16 protein-coding genes and 1 pseudogene are annotated in these 17,401 nt (G+C 68.8%); 8 read left to right on the forward strand and 9 right to left on the reverse strand.

The window, feature by feature from the left end; all coding sequences use genetic code 11:
• The 3 genes and pseudogenes from ADBZ5U_RS07195 to ADBZ5U_RS07205 all read right to left on the reverse strand — a co-directional run.
• Positions 1-835: pseudogene (locus ADBZ5U_RS07195) on the reverse strand (type VII secretion protein EccC); the annotation flags it as partial.
• Positions 836-840: 5 nt separating this feature from the next.
• Positions 841-2,307, reverse strand: a complete 1,467-nt coding sequence (gene eccB / locus ADBZ5U_RS07200; protein WP_526263866.1) for a type VII secretion protein EccB — start codon at positions 2,305-2,307, stop codon at positions 841-843.
• A gap of 19 nt (positions 2,308-2,326) precedes the next feature.
• Positions 2,327-2,644: a DUF2710 family protein gene (locus ADBZ5U_RS07205; RefSeq protein ID WP_526263868.1), complete on the reverse strand. Its 318-nt coding sequence runs from the start codon at positions 2,642-2,644 to the stop codon at positions 2,327-2,329.
• Between the two features lie 268 nt (positions 2,645-2,912).
• Here ADBZ5U_RS07205 and ADBZ5U_RS07210 point away from each other — a divergent pair, with 268 nt between their 5' ends.
• On the forward strand, positions 2,913-3,764 hold the full coding sequence (locus ADBZ5U_RS07210) for an LLM class F420-dependent oxidoreductase (RefSeq protein ID WP_526263870.1): 852 nt from the start codon (positions 2,913-2,915) through the stop codon (positions 3,762-3,764).
• Between the two features lie 14 nt (positions 3,765-3,778).
• Here the strand turns inward: ADBZ5U_RS07210 and ADBZ5U_RS07215 are convergent, their stop codons facing one another.
• Complete coding sequence (locus tag ADBZ5U_RS07215) at positions 3,779-4,609, reverse strand: SDR family NAD(P)-dependent oxidoreductase (RefSeq protein ID WP_526263872.1); 831 nt, start codon at positions 4,607-4,609, stop codon at positions 3,779-3,781.
• An 82-nt stretch (positions 4,610-4,691) separates the two neighbouring features.
• Between ADBZ5U_RS07215 and ADBZ5U_RS07220 the strand changes: the two genes are divergently transcribed.
• Positions 4,692-5,387: a TVP38/TMEM64 family protein gene (locus ADBZ5U_RS07220; RefSeq protein ID WP_526263874.1), complete on the forward strand. Its 696-nt coding sequence runs from the start codon at positions 4,692-4,694 to the stop codon at positions 5,385-5,387.
• Here the strand turns inward: ADBZ5U_RS07220 and ADBZ5U_RS07225 are convergent.
• Complete coding sequence (locus ADBZ5U_RS07225) at positions 5,329-6,150, reverse strand: hypothetical protein (protein WP_526263876.1); 822 nt, start codon at positions 6,148-6,150, stop codon at positions 5,329-5,331. The two genes, ADBZ5U_RS07220 and ADBZ5U_RS07225, sit on opposite strands and share 59 nt — an antisense overlap.
• Positions 6,151-6,285: 135 nt before the next feature.
• Here ADBZ5U_RS07225 and ADBZ5U_RS07230 point away from each other — a divergent pair, with 135 nt between their 5' ends.
• Together ADBZ5U_RS07230 and ADBZ5U_RS07235 are read left to right on the forward strand one after the other, a co-directional pair.
• A complete protein-coding gene (locus ADBZ5U_RS07230) occupies positions 6,286-7,308 on the forward strand; it encodes a fused (3R)-hydroxyacyl-ACP dehydratase subunits HadA/HadB (RefSeq protein WP_526263878.1) in 1,023 nt (340 codons plus the stop codon).
• A gap of 44 nt (positions 7,309-7,352) precedes the next feature.
• Positions 7,353-8,993 (forward strand): peptide chain release factor 3, encoded by a 1,641-nt coding sequence (locus tag ADBZ5U_RS07235; protein WP_526263880.1) that lies wholly within the window; start codon positions 7,353-7,355, stop codon positions 8,991-8,993.
• On the opposite strand, the gene abc-f is transcribed toward ADBZ5U_RS07235, so the two are convergent.
• The 3 genes from abc-f to ADBZ5U_RS07250 all read right to left on the reverse strand — a co-directional run bounded on the left by abc-f (position 8,990) and on the right by ADBZ5U_RS07250 (position 11,762).
• A complete protein-coding gene (gene abc-f, locus ADBZ5U_RS07240; RefSeq protein ID WP_526263882.1) occupies positions 8,990-10,645 on the reverse strand; it encodes a ribosomal protection-like ABC-F family protein in 1,656 nt (551 codons plus the stop codon). The two genes, ADBZ5U_RS07235 and abc-f, sit on opposite strands and share 4 nt — an antisense overlap.
• Positions 10,646-10,656: 11 nt before the next feature.
• Positions 10,657-11,238 (reverse strand): hypothetical protein, encoded by a 582-nt coding sequence (locus ADBZ5U_RS07245; protein ID WP_526263884.1) that lies wholly within the window; start codon positions 11,236-11,238, stop codon positions 10,657-10,659.
• A 101-nt stretch (positions 11,239-11,339) separates the two neighbouring features.
• Positions 11,340-11,762 carry a DoxX-related protein gene (locus ADBZ5U_RS07250; protein ID WP_526263886.1) on the reverse strand — a complete coding sequence of 141 codons (423 nt, stop codon included), beginning with the start codon at positions 11,760-11,762 and terminating at the stop codon, positions 11,340-11,342.
• Between the two features lie 82 nt (positions 11,763-11,844).
• Here ADBZ5U_RS07250 and ADBZ5U_RS07255 point away from each other — a divergent pair, with 82 nt between their 5' ends.
• The 4 genes from ADBZ5U_RS07255 to ADBZ5U_RS07270 all read left to right on the forward strand — a co-directional run bounded on the left by ADBZ5U_RS07255 (position 11,845) and on the right by ADBZ5U_RS07270 (position 16,358).
• Positions 11,845-13,323, forward strand: coding sequence for an SDR family NAD(P)-dependent oxidoreductase (locus ADBZ5U_RS07255; RefSeq protein ID WP_526263888.1), 1,479 nt, complete (start codon positions 11,845-11,847; stop codon positions 13,321-13,323).
• Positions 13,324-13,505: 182 nt separating this feature from the next.
• Positions 13,506-14,768, forward strand: coding sequence for a serine hydrolase domain-containing protein (locus tag ADBZ5U_RS07260; protein ID WP_526263896.1), 1,263 nt, complete (start codon positions 13,506-13,508; stop codon positions 14,766-14,768).
• A gap of 14 nt (positions 14,769-14,782) precedes the next feature.
• Positions 14,783-15,358 carry a hypothetical protein gene (locus ADBZ5U_RS07265; RefSeq protein ID WP_526263890.1) on the forward strand — a complete coding sequence of 192 codons (576 nt, stop codon included), beginning with the start codon at positions 14,783-14,785 and terminating at the stop codon, positions 15,356-15,358.
• A 67-nt stretch (positions 15,359-15,425) separates the two neighbouring features.
• On the forward strand, positions 15,426-16,358 hold the full coding sequence (locus tag ADBZ5U_RS07270; protein ID WP_526263892.1) for a manganese-dependent inorganic pyrophosphatase: 933 nt from the start codon (positions 15,426-15,428) through the stop codon (positions 16,356-16,358).
• Positions 16,359-16,409: 51 nt separating this feature from the next.
• Here ADBZ5U_RS07270 and ADBZ5U_RS07275 read toward each other — a convergent pair.
• On the reverse strand, positions 16,410-17,401 hold a 992-nt coding region (locus ADBZ5U_RS07275), incomplete at its 5' end, for a cytochrome P450 (RefSeq protein ID WP_526263894.1).

Here is a 17,401-nt window from a genome sequence, read left to right on the forward strand (position 1 = left end):
CGTCGAACATCTCGTCGTGCTGGTTGTGCGGCAACCACACCAGCCAGGACCACTGTTCCGGATTTCGGGTGACCACCATGAGCTTCACTTCGGTCGGGCTGTGGTAGACCGCCAGCGAGCACAGCACCGCCCGCATCAGCGAGTGCAGGTCATCCATGTCGTCCCCAACGAAGCTGTAGCCGGGGCGGGAGCGCAGGCTCAGCACCTTGCCGATGTCGCGGATCTTGCTCTGCTCCAGCATGAAATCGCGCAGCGCCCGGCCGGTCACCGGTTCGAGTTCTTCCCCCACCGGCACCTCGGGCCACTGCAGTGAGACCGCCGAGTCCCCGGTGGACTGCACGCCGATACCGAGCCGGACATCGAGGAAATCCGGATCGCCGGGACGGCGCTCCCACATCCGCGGGCCGCCGATGAATGTGTCGAGCCGGTGCGGATCGCCGTGCACGAATGACTGGCTGCGGCGCTGCCGTTGAGCGGCGTCTTGAACCTCGTCGCGATCCGCGTCGAGTTGACGTAGATAGCTTCGGCGTTGCCTCTCCTGTTCCCCCCAACTGATCCGGCGCCCGCGACCGAAGCGCCCGCTGAACATCAGCGCCCCGAATCCGACCAGCCCGACGAGCGGGAAGAAGCCGGACTGCAGGGAGCGGACACCGGAGGTGTACATCACCACCAGTGTTCCCAGGATGCCGACCAGGAGCGCCGGGGCTGCGATCATCAGCAAGATGTTGCGGGGTTCCCGCTCCGGAAGAGCCAGCGGCGGATTGACCGTGACCCGGACCGGTGTCACCGTCGGCGCGGATGCGCGCGGCCCGCGGATGAAGCGGCGCTTGGACATTCGCCCTATCCCCCATCTGCCGGCGCGCCGGCGGCCCTGATCGCGTCGCGCGCCAGCAGTGCGCCGGCCCGGCTGATGCCCGGGCCGGCGGCGAAGGTGCGCACGATGGGCCACGGCGCCTGGACGGCGCCGGCCGGATCGATTCCCAGCGCCGCCAGACTGTCCTGCTCCCACTCGACGCCGTACCGGACGCCCTGCCGCGAAATCCAGAACAGGCTTTCCCGGGTGCCGGTTGCGGCGGCGCCACTTGTCGTCGCGACGAAATTCGCCGCGCCGGGCAGCGTCAGGGTCTGCTGCGCCTCCACCGAGGCCGGGTCACGGGCGTCGCGCACGAGTTGCACGATGTGGGCGTCCTGGCTCTGCGGGACCGGCAGACCGCGGCCGTTGTAGACGGTGACGGCGGCCTGCGGATCGGTCGACGCCTTCCTCCAGCTCACGCAGGTCACCGGATTGGCGTCGGTGTCGATGAATTCCAGTTTCCCGGTCGGGTAGAACCCGACGTTCAAGACCTCCACCTCCGGTAGGCCGATGAGTGTGTCCGGTGAGATCACCTCTGGAGCGGTGACACCCTGACTGTCGGCCGTCCGCAACAGGTCGGCGACGAACGCGGTGATCTTCTGGATTCCGTTGGGCAGCAACACATAGAAACCACTGGGATCTCCGCCGGCGTCCAGTGTCTGCAGCACCCGTCCGACCACCGAGCCGGCCAGCAGACGCGACGGAGTTCCGGCTTGCGGGATCGTCGGAACCACCAGCGGCTCGGTGGCCGGCATCGCGTCGAACAGCGCGTTGGACAACTCGACCGGGCGAATCGCACCGGGATCGAGTCCCAGGTTGAAGGTCACCGACCGGTCCCGGGCGTCGATGAGGCTGCGTCGGCCGTTCCAGATTAGGTAGGTCGATCCGCGATGGGTGGCCAGCAGCGCCTGCTCGCCGGTCATGGGTTCGGCGCGCTCGCCGGACAAGTCGCCTGCGATCGCGGTGACCACGGTGGCCGACGCACTGCCCCGCTGCGGCGCGGTGTCGCAGACCGCCCACGCCGACACCGGGTTGGCTGACACCGTCATGTCGTCGGGGATTCCGGGGATGCCGATCATCGGTCCGGTCGGATACCTGGCGATCTCGGCGGCCTTGACCCACGTGGGCGCGGACGCGGTTCCGGTCGCCAGTCGCGCGGAGGTGAGATTCAGCGCCGGATGGAGCCGGCCGTCGATCCGGGCGTACAGCGCGCCGGTGTCGCGGTCGCCGACTATCGCCGACTGCCCGACCAGGCCGGCGGGCTTCATGAAGTTCAGCAGCGCCATCCAGCCGCAGCCCAGCAGGACGAAGACCGTCGAGAGTGCCAGTGCGGCCTGCTGCTTGCGGTCGTCGTGGCGCATACGCACCGAGAAGCGGGTGATCGCAGCGCGCAGCCGCCGGTTGTAGAAGAGGTGACCGGAATTCTGGTCCCGGTTGCTGAGGTTCAGCGGCACTGTCGTTCCCGGGCGGGGATCACCGGAGTTCCCCGCCGTAGCGGGCCCGATAGTCGTCCTCGACCTCGCCGCGCAGCGCGGCGAAGGCGGTGTTCATCCGTTCGGCCAGTTCGGTGTGGGTGTATCGCGCCGTGACACCGGGATGCAAGGTCAGGCCGACGAGTTTGCCATCGGAGTCCGCGACAGCCTGGACATCGCCCATGTCGACGCTGTAGGTGACCGTCTCGGCTTGGGCGACGAGCGCTTCCCACCGGTCGGCCGCCTCGGTCAGATCACGCAGCACCGAATCGACGAGTTCCTTGTCGCTAACCCGCCCCCGGCTCGTGGGAACCTCCATGCGGCCAGTATTGCAATACCTTCTAGCTGCGTCAATTCAGTCCGGCAAGCGATACTTCCAGAGGGCGGAAGGGCGCCGCTGGCAACTTCGCTTCCGGCCCCCGTCGCGAGATGACCCCGGCCCGGTTTCCCGCGGGAGGGGACTTCGCGCTACCCACCGGAGACAGCGCCGAGCCACGGTTTTCGGCATAACGTCGATTATTTGCTCAATCACGGAAATTCCCGGATGTCCGGCCCGGCTTGGAGCGGGGCGCTCTAGGCTGTGGCGGATGCGCTTCGCCTTCAAGACCTCGCCGCAGAACACCACCTGGACCGACATGCTGGCGGTCTGGCGGGCCGCCGACGGGATCGAGGTCTACGAGTCGGGCTGGACATTCGACCACTTCTATCCGATCTTCTCCGACCCTGCCGGGCCGTGCCTGGAGGGCTGGACCACCCTGACCGCGCTGGCGCAGGCCACCACCCGGTTGCGGCTGGGCACCCTGGTCACCGGAATCCACCACCGCCACCCCGCGGTGCTGGCCAATATGGCTGCGACGCTGGACGTCATCTCCGGTGGGCGGCTGGAGTTGGGCATCGGCGCGGGCTGGAATGAGGAGGAGTCCGGCGCCTACGGCATCGGACTGGGCACCCTCAAGGAGCGGTTCGACCGGTTCGAGGAGGCCTGTCAGGTGCTCATCGGCCTGCTCACCCGGGAGACCACCGATTTCAGCGGCACGTTCTACCAACTCACTGCGGCCCGCAACGAACCCAAGGGACCTCAGCGCCCGCACCCGCCGATCTGTATCGGCGGCAACGGGGAGAAGCGCACCCTGCGGATCACCGCGAAGTACGCCGACCATTGGAACTTCGTCGGCGGGACTCCGGCGGAGTTCGCCCGCAAGCGTGATGTGCTCAAGGCGCACTGCGCCGACGTCGGCCGCAATCCCAAGGACATCACGCTGTCCGCCCATATCCGGCTCAGCCCGGAGCGCGGCTACCGCGGGGTCATCGAGGACGCCATCGCTTTGGGCGCCGAGGGCCTGGACCTGGCGATCGTCTACCTGCCGCTGCCTTACGACCCCGCAGTCATGGAGCCGCTGGCGGAGACGATCCGGAGCTCCGGCCTATGGCGCGGATAGAACCGCGACGCGGCCTATGGCGCGGATGACTGGTGGCCGGTGAATTCGTCCATGGAGTTGTAGACGCCGGCGCGACGCAGATAGACGTCGCGCAACCGGGTCGGCAGAACTCCGGTGAGCACCTTGTTCATCCGTGATGTCCACGGCATCACGACGAACGGCCGGCCCGCCAGCATCGCCGCCCACGTCTGGTCGACGACGTCCCCCTGCTTGAGCATCGGGGTGAACAGGATGCCCTTGGCGCCGGCGAACATTCCGGTGTCGATGTAGGTCGGGCAGACCGTGGTCACCTTCACGTGGTCGTGTCCGGCCTGCTCAAGCTCGAGGCGGACGGAATCGGAGAAGCCGATCGCGGCCCACTTCGAGGCGGCGTAGGCCGCCATCCGCGGGACTGCGTTCAGCCCCGCCGACGAGGCGATGTTGACCAGTCGGCACGGTTTGCCGGAGCAGATCATCGACGGCAGGAATTCCCGCGCCACCAGCATCGGTCCGATGGAGTTGACCTCCATGGTGCGGGTGAAGTCGCGGGGGTCGTTCTCCCAGAAGTAGCTGTTGCCCCGCACGATGCCGGCGTTGTTGAACAGCACGTTGACAGTGCCGGCCTCGGCTCGGACCTGCTCGGCCGCCTCGCTCACCCGGGACCGGGAGGCGACGTCGACGACCGCGTAGTGGACCGCGCCCCCCGCCGCCTCCAATCGGGCGGCGGTCTCCCGGAGCGCCACCTCGTCGGCGTCCCACAGCACCACCGCGGCGGCACCCTCCCGGACGGCGTTGGCGGCGAACAGCCTGCCCAGGCCCATCGCCGCGCCGGTCACCAGGACGTTGCTGCCCCGAACCGATTCCATGGTGCACTCCTCTGCGGTTCCGGTTCCTCGCGGGTTCCGATCCTGTGGTGTGTCTACCCCGCGCCACTAACCTGAACCCACCATGGACGACGGATCGGTCAGCGAGGACTCCCCGGCAGTCACCCGGCGGCCGCACGTCGTGCGGCTGGCGGTGTTCGCCGCATTCCTGGCCGTGATGTTCTATCTCGTAGCGGTCCAACGGGTCATCGACATCGACGCGGTGCGCGGTGCCGTCGCCCGGGCCGGACCCGTCGCGCCTCTGGTCTACATTCCGGTGTCGGCTCTGCTGGCGTCGGTGTTCGTCCCCGGCCCCCTGCTGGCCGCCGGCAGTGGGCTGCTGTTCGGGCCGGTTCTGGGAACGTTCGTGACGCTGGGCTCGGCGGCGACGACGGCGGTGATCACCGCACTGGTCGGCAGGCACGCCGGGCGGGACAGTGCCCGCGCTCTGGTGGGCGCGCAGTGGGCCGGCCGGATCGACGCACAGATTCAGCGCCGCGGGCTGTGGGCGGTGGTCGGGCAGCGCTTCATCCCCGGCATCTCCGACGCGCTGGCCTCCTACACCTTCGGCGCGTTCGGTATGCCGCTGTGGCAGATGGCGATCGGCGCGCTGATCGGTTCCGCACCAAGGGCTTTCGTGTACACCGCGCTGGGGGCGTCGATCTCCGACCTCAACTCACCGCTGGCCTATGCGGCCGTCGCGGTCTGGTGCGCCACAGCGATCATCGGGGCGTTCGGCGCGCATCGGGGATATCGCGGCTGGCGGGCACGGCGTCGGTAGAGCGTCGATCGAACCGTTCCAGATACTCGGTGAGCGGGAACAACGCGACCTCCGAGGTCCCCCGCTGTCCGTCGGGGCCGTACTGCAGCGGATCGTCGATGTCCTTGATGAGCCGATACATGTAGACGTAGATCAGCGTCACGAAGACGATGATGATCGCCTCGGCCGCGGCGTTCTTGAACTTGGAGATCAGCAGCAGGCAGACGATGAGGACGATCAACATCTCCAGCAGGGCATATCCGGTGGCCAGGAATCCTGTTCGTGAGACCACCACGAGGCGGGTGACGGCCTTCCTGATCTTGTCCAGGTCGCCGTTCATCTTGTTGACCGTCCCGGTGTGAACACCCTGCTTCTCGAGGTCCTGCAGGGTCAGCGCGACGTCGTGGATGGCGTCGTACATCTGGTCCTGGGTGTTGCGCTTCAGCAGCCACCCGTGGATGCTCCGCGCCATGCTGCGGTGGACGCCCATCACGCCGGTTCGGTGAATCGGTGCGTCGTTCACGGCGATCGCGTGCGCGAGGCTGTCCTCCAGGGTCTCCAACTGTGTGGCGACCTCGGCGGGAAGCTTCTCGCTCTCCTTGTAGTCGGCCATCGTTCCGGCGAGCATGAACCCGATCAGGAAGATTCCGCCGGTCAGCACCAGGGCGACGTCGGTGAACTCGATCAAGCCGTGGAAGTGGAAAGCGGACCCGAGCAGGATCTTGGCGATCAACACCGCGGCGACGATCGGCATCGTGGTCAGCAGTAACCGCCACTTGAGCATGTCACTCCCTTCGTTAGCTGTTCACCGGTCATTCGTCAGCTGTTCAACGGGCCATCATCGCAGCCGGGCCGGTGCACTGTCCCGCGCTTGACGCATTAGGGTGCTGTGGTCGACACAACAGTTGGGCTAAATCTGATGACTGCAGCATCCGACACACCGGCGATCGAATCGCGGGTCGGCCACTGGTACCAGATGGACGGCACGTACCTGGTGGGGCGGGAGAAGGTGCGGGAGTACGCCCGCGCCGTGCAGGATTACCACCCCGCCCACTGGGACGTCGCCGCCGCCGCCGAACTGGGCTATGCGGGTCTGGTCGCGCCGCTGACGTTCACCTCCACACCCGGCATGTCGTGCAATCGGCAGATGTTCGAGTCGGTGGTCGTCGGATACGACACCTACCTGCAGACCGAGGAGGTCTTCGAGCAGCACCGCCCGATCGTCGCCGGCGACGAACTGCACATCGACGTCGAACTGACCTCGGTGCGCCGAACCGCCGGGCGGGATTTCATCACCGTGACCAACACCTTCACCGACGCCGCCGGGGAACGGGTGCACACCCTGCACACCACCGTCGTCGGCATCACCTCCGAGGACATCAATCCGGAGGTCAAGGTGGCCGTGCAGAAGGCGATGATGCACGACGTCGACATCATGGGGGTCGGTGCGGATACCTATGAGAAGGCGGTGCGCCCCGCCGGGGACTTCCGGCTCGCCGAAGACGGCGCGCGCCGCCCGGGAACGCCGTCCTTCGACGACCTGAAGGCCGGCGACGAACTGCCGGTGCACCACACCCGGCTGTCGCGGGGCGATCTGGTGAACTACGCCGGGGTGGCCGGTGACGCCAATCCGATCCACTGGGACGAGGAAATCGCCAAACTGGCCGGGCTTCCCGACGTCATCGCCCACGGAATGCTCACCATGGGTCTGGGCGCCGGATTCGTCTCGTCGTGGTCCGGGGATCCCGGCGCGGTGACCCGCTACGCGGTCCGACTGTCCCAGCCCGCCGTGGTGTCGGCGGCCGAAGGCGCCGACATCGAATTCAGCGGCAAGATCAAGTCGCTGGACCCGGAAACCCGCACCGGTGTGGTTCAGGTCGCCGCGAAAGCCGACGGCCGCAAGATTTTCGGCATGGCGACGCTGGACATCCGGTTCCGCTGACGCGATTGGCTGGCTGGGGGACGAAGCTAATAGCATCGGAGGCGATGGATCAGGATCTCGAAGCACGCCCGGCCCGGAACACGGCCGCCGCGCAGCGGCTGTCGGCCGAGGCCGGCCGACGGCGCACCTTCGCGGTGATCAGCCACCCCGACGCCGGCAAGTCGACCCTGACCGAGGCCCTGGTGCTGCACGCCCGGGTGATCACCGAGGCCGGCGCCATCCACGGCAAGGCCGGCCGGCGCGCCACCGTGTCGGACTGGATGGAGATGGAGCAGGCCCGCGGCATCTCGATCACCTCCACCGCGCTGCAGTTCCCCTACACCTCCCCCGACGGCCAGGCATGCGTGATCAACCTGCTCGACACTCCCGGGCACGCCGACTTCTCCGAGGACACCTACCGGGTGCTGTCCGCGGTGGACTGCGCGGTGATGCTGATCGACGCGGCGAAAGGCCTTGAGCCGCAGACCCTCAAGCTCTTCCAGGTGTGCCGCCACCGGGGCATCCCGATCCTCACGGTGATCAACAAGTGGGACCGCCCGGGCCGCGACCCCCTGGAACTGCTCGACGAGATCCAGCAGCGCATCGGGCTCAAGCCGACCCCGCTGACCTGGCCGGTCGGTATCGCCGGGGACTTCAAGGGCGTGCTGGACCGCCGCACCGGCAACTTCATCCGGTTCACCCGCACCGCCGGTGGCGCAACCGCCGCACCCGAGGAACACATCGCGCCCGACCGCGCCGAGGCCGCGGCCGGCGCCGACTGGGTGAACGCCACCGAGGAATGCGAACTGCTCTCCGCCGACGGCGGCGACCACGACCAGGACGCCTTCCTGCGCGGCGAGACCACCCCGGTGCTGTTCACCTCGGCGGCGCTGAACTTCGGGGTGAACCAACTGCTGGACAACCTGGTCAGGCTGGCGCCGTCGCCGGGCGGACAACGCGACGCCGACGGCAATCTGCGTGCCGTCGAAGCGCCGTTCAGCGCGTTCGTCTTCAAGGTCCAGGCCGGCATGGACTCCGCCCACCGCGACCGCATCGCCTACGCGCGGGTCTGCTCGGGCACCTTCGAACGCGGCGACGTCCTGACCCACGCCGCCACCGGGAAACCGTTCGTCACCAAGTACGCCCAGTCGGTGTTCGGCCAGCAGCGCTCGACACTGGACAGCGCGTGGCCGGGCGATGTGATCGGCCTGGCCAACGCCGCGGCCCTGCGCCCCGGGGACACGCTGTTCCGCGATGTCCCGGTTCACTTTCCGCCGATCCCAAGTTTCTCCCCCGAGCATTTCGCCGTCGCCCGCGGCACCGACCCGAGCAAGCACAAGCAGTTCCGCAAGGGCATCGAGCAACTCGACCAGGAGGGCGTGGTGCAGGTGCTGCGTTCGGACCGCCGGGGCGACCAGGCGCCCGTGCTGGCCGCCGTCGGCCCGATGCAGTTCGAGGTCGCCGGCCACCGGATGGCAGCGGAATTCGGTTCGCCGATCTCGCTTGAGTTTCTCCCCTACACCGTCGCCCGCGCCATCGACCCCGAGGACGTCGAGTCGGTGCAGAAGCAGGTCTCGATGGAGGTGCTCACCCGGACCGACGGCGTCATGCTGGCGTTGTTCACCACCAAATGGCGGCTGCAGGGCTTCTGTGAGGAGAACCCCGGCGTCCGGTTGAGTTCGCTTGTGGCAGCGGGCGAGAACTAAGCCCCGGCAACCCGGCCGTTCGCCACGTTCCAGCACCGGTCCAACCGGACGTTCTGCAGCATCCGGCGGTCGTGCGTCACCAGCAGCAGCGCACCGTCGTAGCTCTCCAGGGCCTGCTCGAGTTGCTCGATGGCCGGCAGATCCAGATGGTTGGTCGGCTCGTCGAGCACCAGCACGTTGGTGCCGCACGCCTGCAGCAACGCCAGACCGGCGCGGGTCCGCTCACCGGGGGACAGTTCCTCGACGGGGCGTTCGACATGGTCGGCGCGCAACCCGAACTTGGCGAGCAGGGTGCGCACGTCGGCGGTCGACCACGTCGGCACCCGTTGCTCGAAGCGGTCGACGAGGCGGCCCGGGCCGGCGAAGTCCGCGCGGGCCTGGTCGATCTCTCCGACGGCGACATTGGCGCCCATACTCGCCCGGCCCTCGTCGGGGCGGCGGCGGCCCAGCAGCAGTCGCAGCAGGGTGGATTTGCCCGCACCGTTCGGCCCGGTGATGCCGATCCGCTCGCCGGCGTCGACCTGTAGCGACACCGGGCCGAGGACGAAATCGCCCTGTCGCACAACGGCTTTGTCGAGGGTCGCGACCACCGAACTCGACCGCGGTGCGGCGCCGATGGTGAACTGCAGCGTCCACTCCTTGCGCGGTTCGGCCACCTCCTCCAGACGGGCGATCCGGCTCTCCATCTGACGCACCTTCTGCGCCTGCTTCTCGCTGGACTCGGCGGCCGCGCGGCGGCGGATCTTGTCGTTGTCGGGGGCCTTGCGTATCGCGTTGCGCACGCCGTGACTGGACCACTCGCGCTGCGTACGCGCCCGGGCCTCGAGGTCGGCCTTCTTCTCGGCGTACTCCTCGTACTGCTCCCGCCGGTGACGGCGGTTGACGGCCCGCTCCTCCAAGTAACTGTCGTAACCGCCGCCGAAGACCGTCGTGGTGTTCTGCACCGGGTCCAGCTCCAGAACCCGGGTGACGCTGTGCGCCAGGAACTCCCGGTCGTGGCTGACCAGAACCACGCCGCCGCGCAGGTCGCGGACGAAGTCCTCCAGCCTGGCCAGGCCGTCGAGGTCAAGATCGTTGGTCGGCTCGTCGAGCAGGACGACGTCGAAGCGTGACAGCATCAGCGCGGCCAGCCCGACCCGGGCCGCCTGCCCGCCCGACAGTGCCGTCATCGGCGTCGAATCCGTTTGCACGGCATCGGAATTCAGGCCCAGGGCGGCCAGCACGCCGGGCAGCCGCTCCTCGAGGTCCGCCGCGCCGGTGGCCAGCCAGTGCTCCAGTGCCGCGGCGTAGACCTCGGCCGGGTCGCCGGGGCCGTCCGGCTCGGCCAGGGCCGCGGCAGCGTCCTCCATGTCCCGTGCGGCGGCGGCGCACCCGGTGCGGCGGGCGATGTAGGCGGCGACGGTCTCCCCCGGTATGCGTTGATGTTCCTGCGGCAACCACCCGACGAACGCGTCGGCCGGGGCGACACTGACCATGCCCTCGAGTGGTGCGAGGTCGCCGGCCAGGATCCGCAGCAGTGTGCTTTTGCCGGCGCCGTTGGCGCCCACGACTCCGATGACGTCGCCGGGGGCGACGGTCAGGTCGAGGCCCTCGAAGAGGGAGCGGTGGGCGAATCCCCCGGACAGGTTCCTCGCGACCAGTGTGGCTGTCACAACCCGGTGGTCTAGGAGCCCGGAGCGGGGGGTGCCGGCGCCGCCGCGGGACCGGTCAGCCACGGCGGCGGCGGCCCGTCGAGGGAGTAGTAGCCCGGCGGCAGCGGCGGACGGTCGGCCGGGGAGCCGCCGGCTGGGCCGGTGGACGGCGTTTCCGAACCGGGCGCGTTGATCGAGACGTATCCGGGCGGCAGCTTCGGGGCCGGTCCGGCTCCCGGCGGCACCGCCGGCACCGCGCCGGGCGCCGCGGGCCCGCCGGGCGGGGCGAACGGGTTCCGGGCCTGGTGCCACATGTCGACGAGGGAGCCGAGGATCCCCCCACCGCCGGAGTTGCCCGGCGGCGGCACGGTGTTGGGGACGGTCGGCCCCGGGGCCGTAGCGGGCTGCGCGGACGGCACGGGAGCACCGGCAGGCACCGGCGGCTGCCCCGGTGTCATCGGGTTGTTCGACACCGGGGGCGGGGGCGCGTCCGGCACGAAGGTGACCGGCGTCGGGGCCGGGTCGGTCGGATCGGCCACAGCCGAGGCGGACCCGATCAGCGCAGCACCGACGACCGCCACGCAGGTGAAGGCCAGTCTCAGCCGGTGAGCCATGAATCCGCCCCGATCGTCGCTGTCACTCTCCAGGATGCTCGCCGCGGCGAACTCTACGAGTCCGATCGTCGCACACCCGGTGGCCCGTTACGGATCCGGCGTCATCCGGCCCGTCGGCGTCGGCGGAGTAGCCCCCAGGCTCCGGTCGACCACAGGGCCCAGGCGATCAGCACGGGCTGAAAGAACAACCGGGCCAGGCGCGCGCCGTCGCTGGTGAGGCCGAATGCGTCCCGATGGTGGACCCACTGGGCGATGTTGCCCGGGAAGACCGCCACGAAGAACGCCGCCAGCAGCAACCCGACCAGTGCGCGCCGTTCGGTCAGCAGGATCATCGCCGCACCGAGTGCGATCTCGACCAAGCCCGAGGCGAGCACGGTGAAGTCCGCCGGCACCGGCAGCCAGGTGGGCACCTGCGCCTGGAACTCCGCGCGGGCGAAGGTCAGGTGACCGGTGCCCGCGATGACCATGAACGCGCCGAGGACGACGCGGCCCACCTTCTGAGCGGTCGTCTCTGCGGTGGTCATGGTCGGTCAAGTCAACCACGCCGTCCTCGCCTCGTCATGGCGACGCGGGTCGGTCGGCAGCCGCAGTTGGTTAGACTCCCTTGTGCTTTCCCGTGGGCAACCGGACGGCGGGCAACCCGACGGTATCGACCCGGAACGGTTGCGGGTCACCCTCGCCGTCCTGGACGAACTGCACCACCTGGATCCCAAGCATCCGGATTTCATCGCGGTGCGCCGCGCGACCGCGCACATGTTCAAGGCCGCCAAGAAGTCCCGCCGGGACGAGAAGCGCCGGCGGGTCGCCGACGCCGACCGCGCGGTGGTCGCCGCCACCGCCACCGGCGCACCGGACCGGATCGACGACGAGACCCGGGGCGTTCCGCTGACCGCCGCAGCGACGACACCGAGCGCGGGCACCCTCCTGAAGTCGCGGGCCTGCTACATCTGCAAGCAGCACTACACCAGCGTCGACGCGTTCTACCACCAGCTGTGCCCGGAGTGCGCGGCCTTCAGCCACGCCAGACGCGAGGCGCGCACCGATCTCACCGGCAGGCGGGCCCTGCTCACCGGCGGCCGCGCCAAGATCGGGATGTACATCGCGCTTCGGCTGCTCCGCGACGGCGCCCACACCACCATCACCACCCGGTTCCCGCGCGACGCGGTGCGCCGGTTCGCCGGGTTGCCGGATGCCGGGGACTGGCTGCACCGGCTGAGAATCGTCGGCATCGACCTGCGCGACCCCGCACAGGTGGTCGGGCTCGCCGACGCGGTCGCCGAAGCGGGGCCGCTGGACATCCTGATCAACAACGCCGCCCAGACGGTGCGCCGATCCCCCGGCGCCTACGCGCCGCTGGCCGAAGCCGAACTGACGCCGCTGCCGCCCGGCCCGCTGCCCGAGTTGCTGACCTTCGGCCACACCAATGACCCACACCCGCAGGCGCTGGCCGCGTCGGTGGCCGCCCACCCGATCCTGGCCGCCGCGGCCTCCCGCGCCGACGAACTGACGGCGGCCGCGATGACCGCGGGATCGACCTCCCTGGAAAGGCTTGCCGCAGGAACCGCCATCGACGCCGGCGGGCTGCTGCCCGACGAGAATCACGCGAACAGCTGGACGCAGCACGTCCACGAGGTCGAGCCGCTGGAGATGCTGGAGGTGCAACTGGCCAATGCGACCGCGCCCTTCCTGCTGATCAGCAGGCTGCGTCCGGCGATGGCCGCCTCCGCGGCCCGTCGCAAATACGTGGTGAACGTGTCCGCGATGGAAGGTGTTTTCTCCCGCCGCTACAAGGGGCCTGGCCATCCGCACACCAACATGGCCAAAGCCGCCCTCAACATGCTCACCCGCACCAGCGCGGAGGAGATGTTCGAGACCGACGGAATCCTGATGACGAGCGTCGACACCGGGTGGATCACCGACGAGCGCCCGCACTTCACCAAGATCCGATTGGCCGAAGAGGGTTTCCACGCCCCACTCGATCTGATCGACGGGGCGGCCCGCGTCTATGACCCGATCGTCCAGGGCGAGGCCGGGGTCGACCTCCACGGGGTGTTCCTCAAGGACTACCGGCCCTCCGGGTGGTGACGGTGCGGCATCGGCGCGTTGGTCGGGATCGTCGGCCGCTCACTCGTGCGGGCGCCGCGGCGGCGGTGCTGCTCGGCCTAACCGCGGTCCCGTCGTGCGGGCGGGCCGAGCACCGACCGCAGATCCCGAGCACGTCGGCGACACCGGCACCGACGGCCGCGCCGCCGAGCCCCGGGCCCGCGATGGCGCCGGTGATACCGGAGGGTGATTTCACCGACGTCTCCCGGCTCGTCGAAGCCGATATCGCCGAGCGCCGGCTGCCCGGGGCGGTGATCCAGGTCGGGCACGCCGGGAACGTCGTGTTCCGCCGGGCGTACGGCTCCCGCAAGCTCCCCGGGGAACCCGGACTGGACGGCCGGCCGGCGCCGGCCGAGCCGATGACCGAGGACACGATCTTCGACCTGGCGTCGTTGACCAAGATCATGGTTACCACGACCGCCGTCTTGCAGCTCTATGAGCAGGGCAGGGTCGGGATCGACGAACCCGTGCAGACCTACCTGCCCGAATTCAACCCCGCCGGCGACCCGCGCCGAGCACAGGTGACACTGCGCATGCTGCTCACCCACACCTCCGGCATCGGAGGCGATCTGAGCCGCCAGGGGCCCTGGGGATTGATCGCCGCGGACAAGACGGACGGGGTTCACCGGGCACTGACCGCACCCTTGGAGTTCAACCCCGGTGAGAGGTTCCACTACTCCGACATCGGCTTCATCATCCTCGGCACGCTGGTGGAGAAATACTCCGGCGAACCATTGGACGTCTACGCCCAGAGGCACATCTTCACGCCGCTGGACATGGCCGACACCCGCTACCTGCCAGCCGCGAAAGCCTGCGGTGCGTACCGAATCCTCGGCAACGCAATCACTTTCGACCCTGCTGCGCAACGCCCGGTCGCGTGTCCGGAAGGAACCTGGAGCACCGATCTGCTGGCCCGCATCGCACCGACCGCACGGGACGAGGACACTCCGGGTGTCAACCCGGCCTTCGACCATTCGCTGCGCAGCACCGTCCACGACCCGACGGCACGCAGGATGGGCGGGGTCGCCGGCAGCGCCGGGGTGTTCTCGACGGCGCCGGACGTCGGCAGGTACGCCCAGGCCCTCCTCGATCGCCTCGCCGGGCGGCCCAGCCCGTTCCCGCTGAAGCGGTCGACCCTGGAGATGATGACGACGCCGCAGCAGCCGGCGGCGGTGGCCGACGGGGTACGCGGTTTCGGCTGGGACATCGACAGCTACCAGTCCAAGCCGCGCGGCTCGATCTTCCCGCTGGGCAGCTTCGGCCACACCGGATTCACCGGGGTGTCGGTGTGGATGGACCCCGGCTCGGACACCTACGTGGTGGTACTCGCCAACGTGATCCATCAGCGCGGCGGCCCACCCATCGTGACCTTGAGCGGCGATGTGGCCACGGCATCGGCCCGGGCCTTGCATCTGTATGGAAGCTGACATTTACTCGTCGGATGAGGATGCCGGCGGTCCGTTCTGTCGCTGTTCTGGCGTCGGCCCTGCTTTGGGCCGTCGCGAACTGCGCACCGGGTGCGAGCGCCGCGCCGGGCATGGACACCTACGTCGATCCGGTGAACGGATGGTCGATCAGCTACCCGGTCGGCTGGCGGGTCGACGGGGCCGACCCGGCGGTCGTCCGGATTCACGATCCCGGGAACCAGGCGCAGGTGGGTATCCGCGTCGCGCCGACCGGTCTCCGGCTCAACGCCGCAGTGGACCAGATACTGGCCTCCCAGGAGCAGTACCTGCGGGAAAGGCAGCTGACGTGGGCGCTCACCAGCCGGCAGCTGATCACCCTGCCGAACGGCACGGCAGCCGTCGAGGTCCGGGGGGACCTGCTGCCCGGCGGAAGGTCCCGTCAGCTGTACTTCGCCAGGAGGGACAGAGCCTTCGGGGTCAACGCCGAGACCTACATCCCCTTCTGGGACAAGTTCAGCGCGGACTTCGACCGGATTCTGCAGTCCTTCGCCGCACCTGCCGACCCCCCGCAGGTCCCCGGGATGCCGCAACCGATTCCGGCCGGCCGGTGATCCCGGACCCCTCCCGAGGCGGGCCAATCGTTAAGCTTCGGCAAACCGTCGCGATGGAGTCTTCACTATGAGTGCAACGCTGATTTTCGGACACAGGAATCCGGACACCGATTCGATCTGCTCGGCGCTCGCCTACGCGGACTTGAAATCGAAGACCGGTGCCGACGTCGAGGCGGTCCGCCTGGGCGCGGTGAGCGCTGAGACGCAGTTCGTGCTCGACAGCTTCAAGACCCCGCCGCCCCGACTGGTCGAGTCGGTCGCCGCGGAGGCGTCTCACGTCATCCTCGTCGACCACAATGAGCGCCAGCAGAGCGCGCACGACATCGACGAGGTCACCATCGCCGAAGTCATCGACCATCACCGCATCGCCAACTTCCAAACCGCCGGCCCACTGTATTACCGGGCCGAACCGGTCGGCTGCACCTCGACGATCGTGCTGAAGATGTTCAAGGAGAACGGCGTTGCAGTCGCACCTGCGATCGCCGGGCTGATGCTGTCGGCCATCATCTCCGACACGCTGCTGCTGAGATCCCCGACGTGCACGGCTGAAGACGTCGCCGCCGCCGAGGAACTGGCCTCCGTCGCCGGTGTCGACCTGCACGCCTACGGACTTGAGATGCTCAAGGCGGGTGCCAGCCTGGCCGACAAGTCGATTGCGCAGTTGGTTTCGATGGACTCCAAGGAGTTCACCATGAACGGCGCGAAGGTCGAGATCGCTCAGGTCAACGCGGTCGACGTCGACGAGGTGTTGTCCCGTCAGGGCGAGTTGGAGGCGACGCTACAGAACATCATCGGCGAGAAGGGCCTGGACCTGTTCCTCTTCGTCGTCACCGACATCCTCAACAGCAATTCGGTGGGGGTGGCGCTGGGGCCGCGGGCAGCAGCGGTCGAGTCGGCCTACGCGGTAAGCCTCGAGGGTAACCGCGCTCATCTCGATGGCGTCGTGTCACGTAAGGCGCAGATCGTGCCGGTGCTGACCGAGACGTTCAACCGGGGCTGAGCCCAGCCGCCACCTGGTGTGTGCGCAGCGAGAGCGGGAGAGCGGGGAAGGTCAGCCGGTGATCTCGGTGAAGTCGATCCACAGGTGCCGGGGCCCACGGAACACCTGGTTGTGCCGGTAGGGCGGCGGGTCCACCACCAGCCGGGGGGAACGTACCCGGCGCAGGAACACCTCCAGGGCGAGGTTGATCTCCAGGCGCGCCAGCGGCCCACCGAAGCAGGTGTGGATTCCGCTGCCGAAGCCCAGGTGCTCGTTGTCCTCCCGCATCGGGTCGAACCGGTCGGGGTCGGGGAAGCGCCGCGGGTCGCGGTTGGCGGCGGCGAGGACCAGGAAAACCGCCGAGCCCTCCGGGATCCGGGTGCCGCCGATCTCGATGTCGGTCATCGCCCAGCGGTTGACGGCGAACTGGACCGCGCCCTGCAGGCGCTGCACCTCCTCGACCGCTCGGGGAACCAGATCGGGGTTGTCCCGCAGGAGATCCCACGAGCCTGGATTGCGCAGCAGAGTCAGCACCGCGTTGGTGATGGTGTTCACCGTGGTGTCGTGGCCGGCGATCATCAGCAACAGCGCGTTGGACTGAGCCTCCCGCGCCGCGACCGGGCCGTCCGGGCCGTCGTCGTGCAGCGCGGCCGACAGCAGTCCCGGTCCCGGTTCGCGGATCAGCCGTTCGACGAGGGCGCGCAGCCAGGCGTCCAGTTCGGCCGAACTCGTGTTGGCTTTCTCGATCGCGGCTCGACCCTCCGGGGTGTTGCGTTCCGGTCCGACATTCGCGGCGTTCATGAAGTCGGTCACCCAGCTGTGGAACTTCGGTTCGTCCTCGATCGGCGCGCCCATCACCCGGAAGATCACCGAGACCGGGATCGGGTAGGAGAAGTCCTCGACGACGTCCATCCGGGTGTTCCCACCGGCCTTGACCCTGTCCAGAAGCTCGTTGGCCTTGTCGACGACGAATCCGGCCATGGACGGGATCAGGTCGGGGGTGTGCGGCGGACCGAAGTGCCGCATGAACTGGCGGCGCATCGTGTCGTGCTCGGGCGGGTCGG

Origin of the sequence: Mycobacterium sp. (assembly GCF_040398885.1) — a bacterium.
GTDB lineage: Bacteria > Actinomycetota > Actinomycetes > Mycobacteriales > Mycobacteriaceae > Mycobacterium.

Excerpts from the sequence above, each read along its gene's own strand:
- ADBZ5U_RS07260 (WP_526263896.1), top strand. The coding sequence starts at position 13,506 with ATGGCGCCGGTGATACCGGAGGGTGATTTCACCGACGTCTCCCGGCTC.
- ADBZ5U_RS07235 (WP_526263880.1), top strand. The coding sequence starts at position 7,353 with ATGGATCAGGATCTCGAAGCACGCCCGGCCCGGAACACGGCCGCCGCG.
- ADBZ5U_RS07250 (WP_526263886.1), bottom strand. The coding sequence starts at position 11,762 with ATGACCACCGCAGAGACGACCGCTCAGAAGGTGGGCCGCGTCGTCCTC.
- ADBZ5U_RS07230 (WP_526263878.1), top strand. The coding sequence starts at position 6,286 with ATGACTGCAGCATCCGACACACCGGCGATCGAATCGCGGGTCGGCCAC.
- ADBZ5U_RS07210 (WP_526263870.1), top strand. The coding sequence starts at position 2,913 with ATGCGCTTCGCCTTCAAGACCTCGCCGCAGAACACCACCTGGACCGAC.
- ADBZ5U_RS07205 (WP_526263868.1), bottom strand. The coding sequence starts at position 2,644 with ATGGAGGTTCCCACGAGCCGGGGGCGGGTTAGCGACAAGGAACTCGTC.
- ADBZ5U_RS07245 (WP_526263884.1), bottom strand. The coding sequence starts at position 11,238 with ATGGCTCACCGGCTGAGACTGGCCTTCACCTGCGTGGCGGTCGTCGGT.
- ADBZ5U_RS07225 (WP_526263876.1), bottom strand. The coding sequence starts at position 6,150 with ATGCTCAAGTGGCGGTTACTGCTGACCACGATGCCGATCGTCGCCGCG.
- ADBZ5U_RS07265 (WP_526263890.1), top strand. The coding sequence starts at position 14,783 with ATGAGGATGCCGGCGGTCCGTTCTGTCGCTGTTCTGGCGTCGGCCCTG.
- ADBZ5U_RS07220 (WP_526263874.1), top strand. The coding sequence starts at position 4,692 with ATGGACGACGGATCGGTCAGCGAGGACTCCCCGGCAGTCACCCGGCGG.
- ADBZ5U_RS07270 (WP_526263892.1), top strand. The coding sequence starts at position 15,426 with ATGAGTGCAACGCTGATTTTCGGACACAGGAATCCGGACACCGATTCG.
- ADBZ5U_RS07215 (WP_526263872.1), bottom strand. The coding sequence starts at position 4,609 with ATGGAATCGGTTCGGGGCAGCAACGTCCTGGTGACCGGCGCGGCGATG.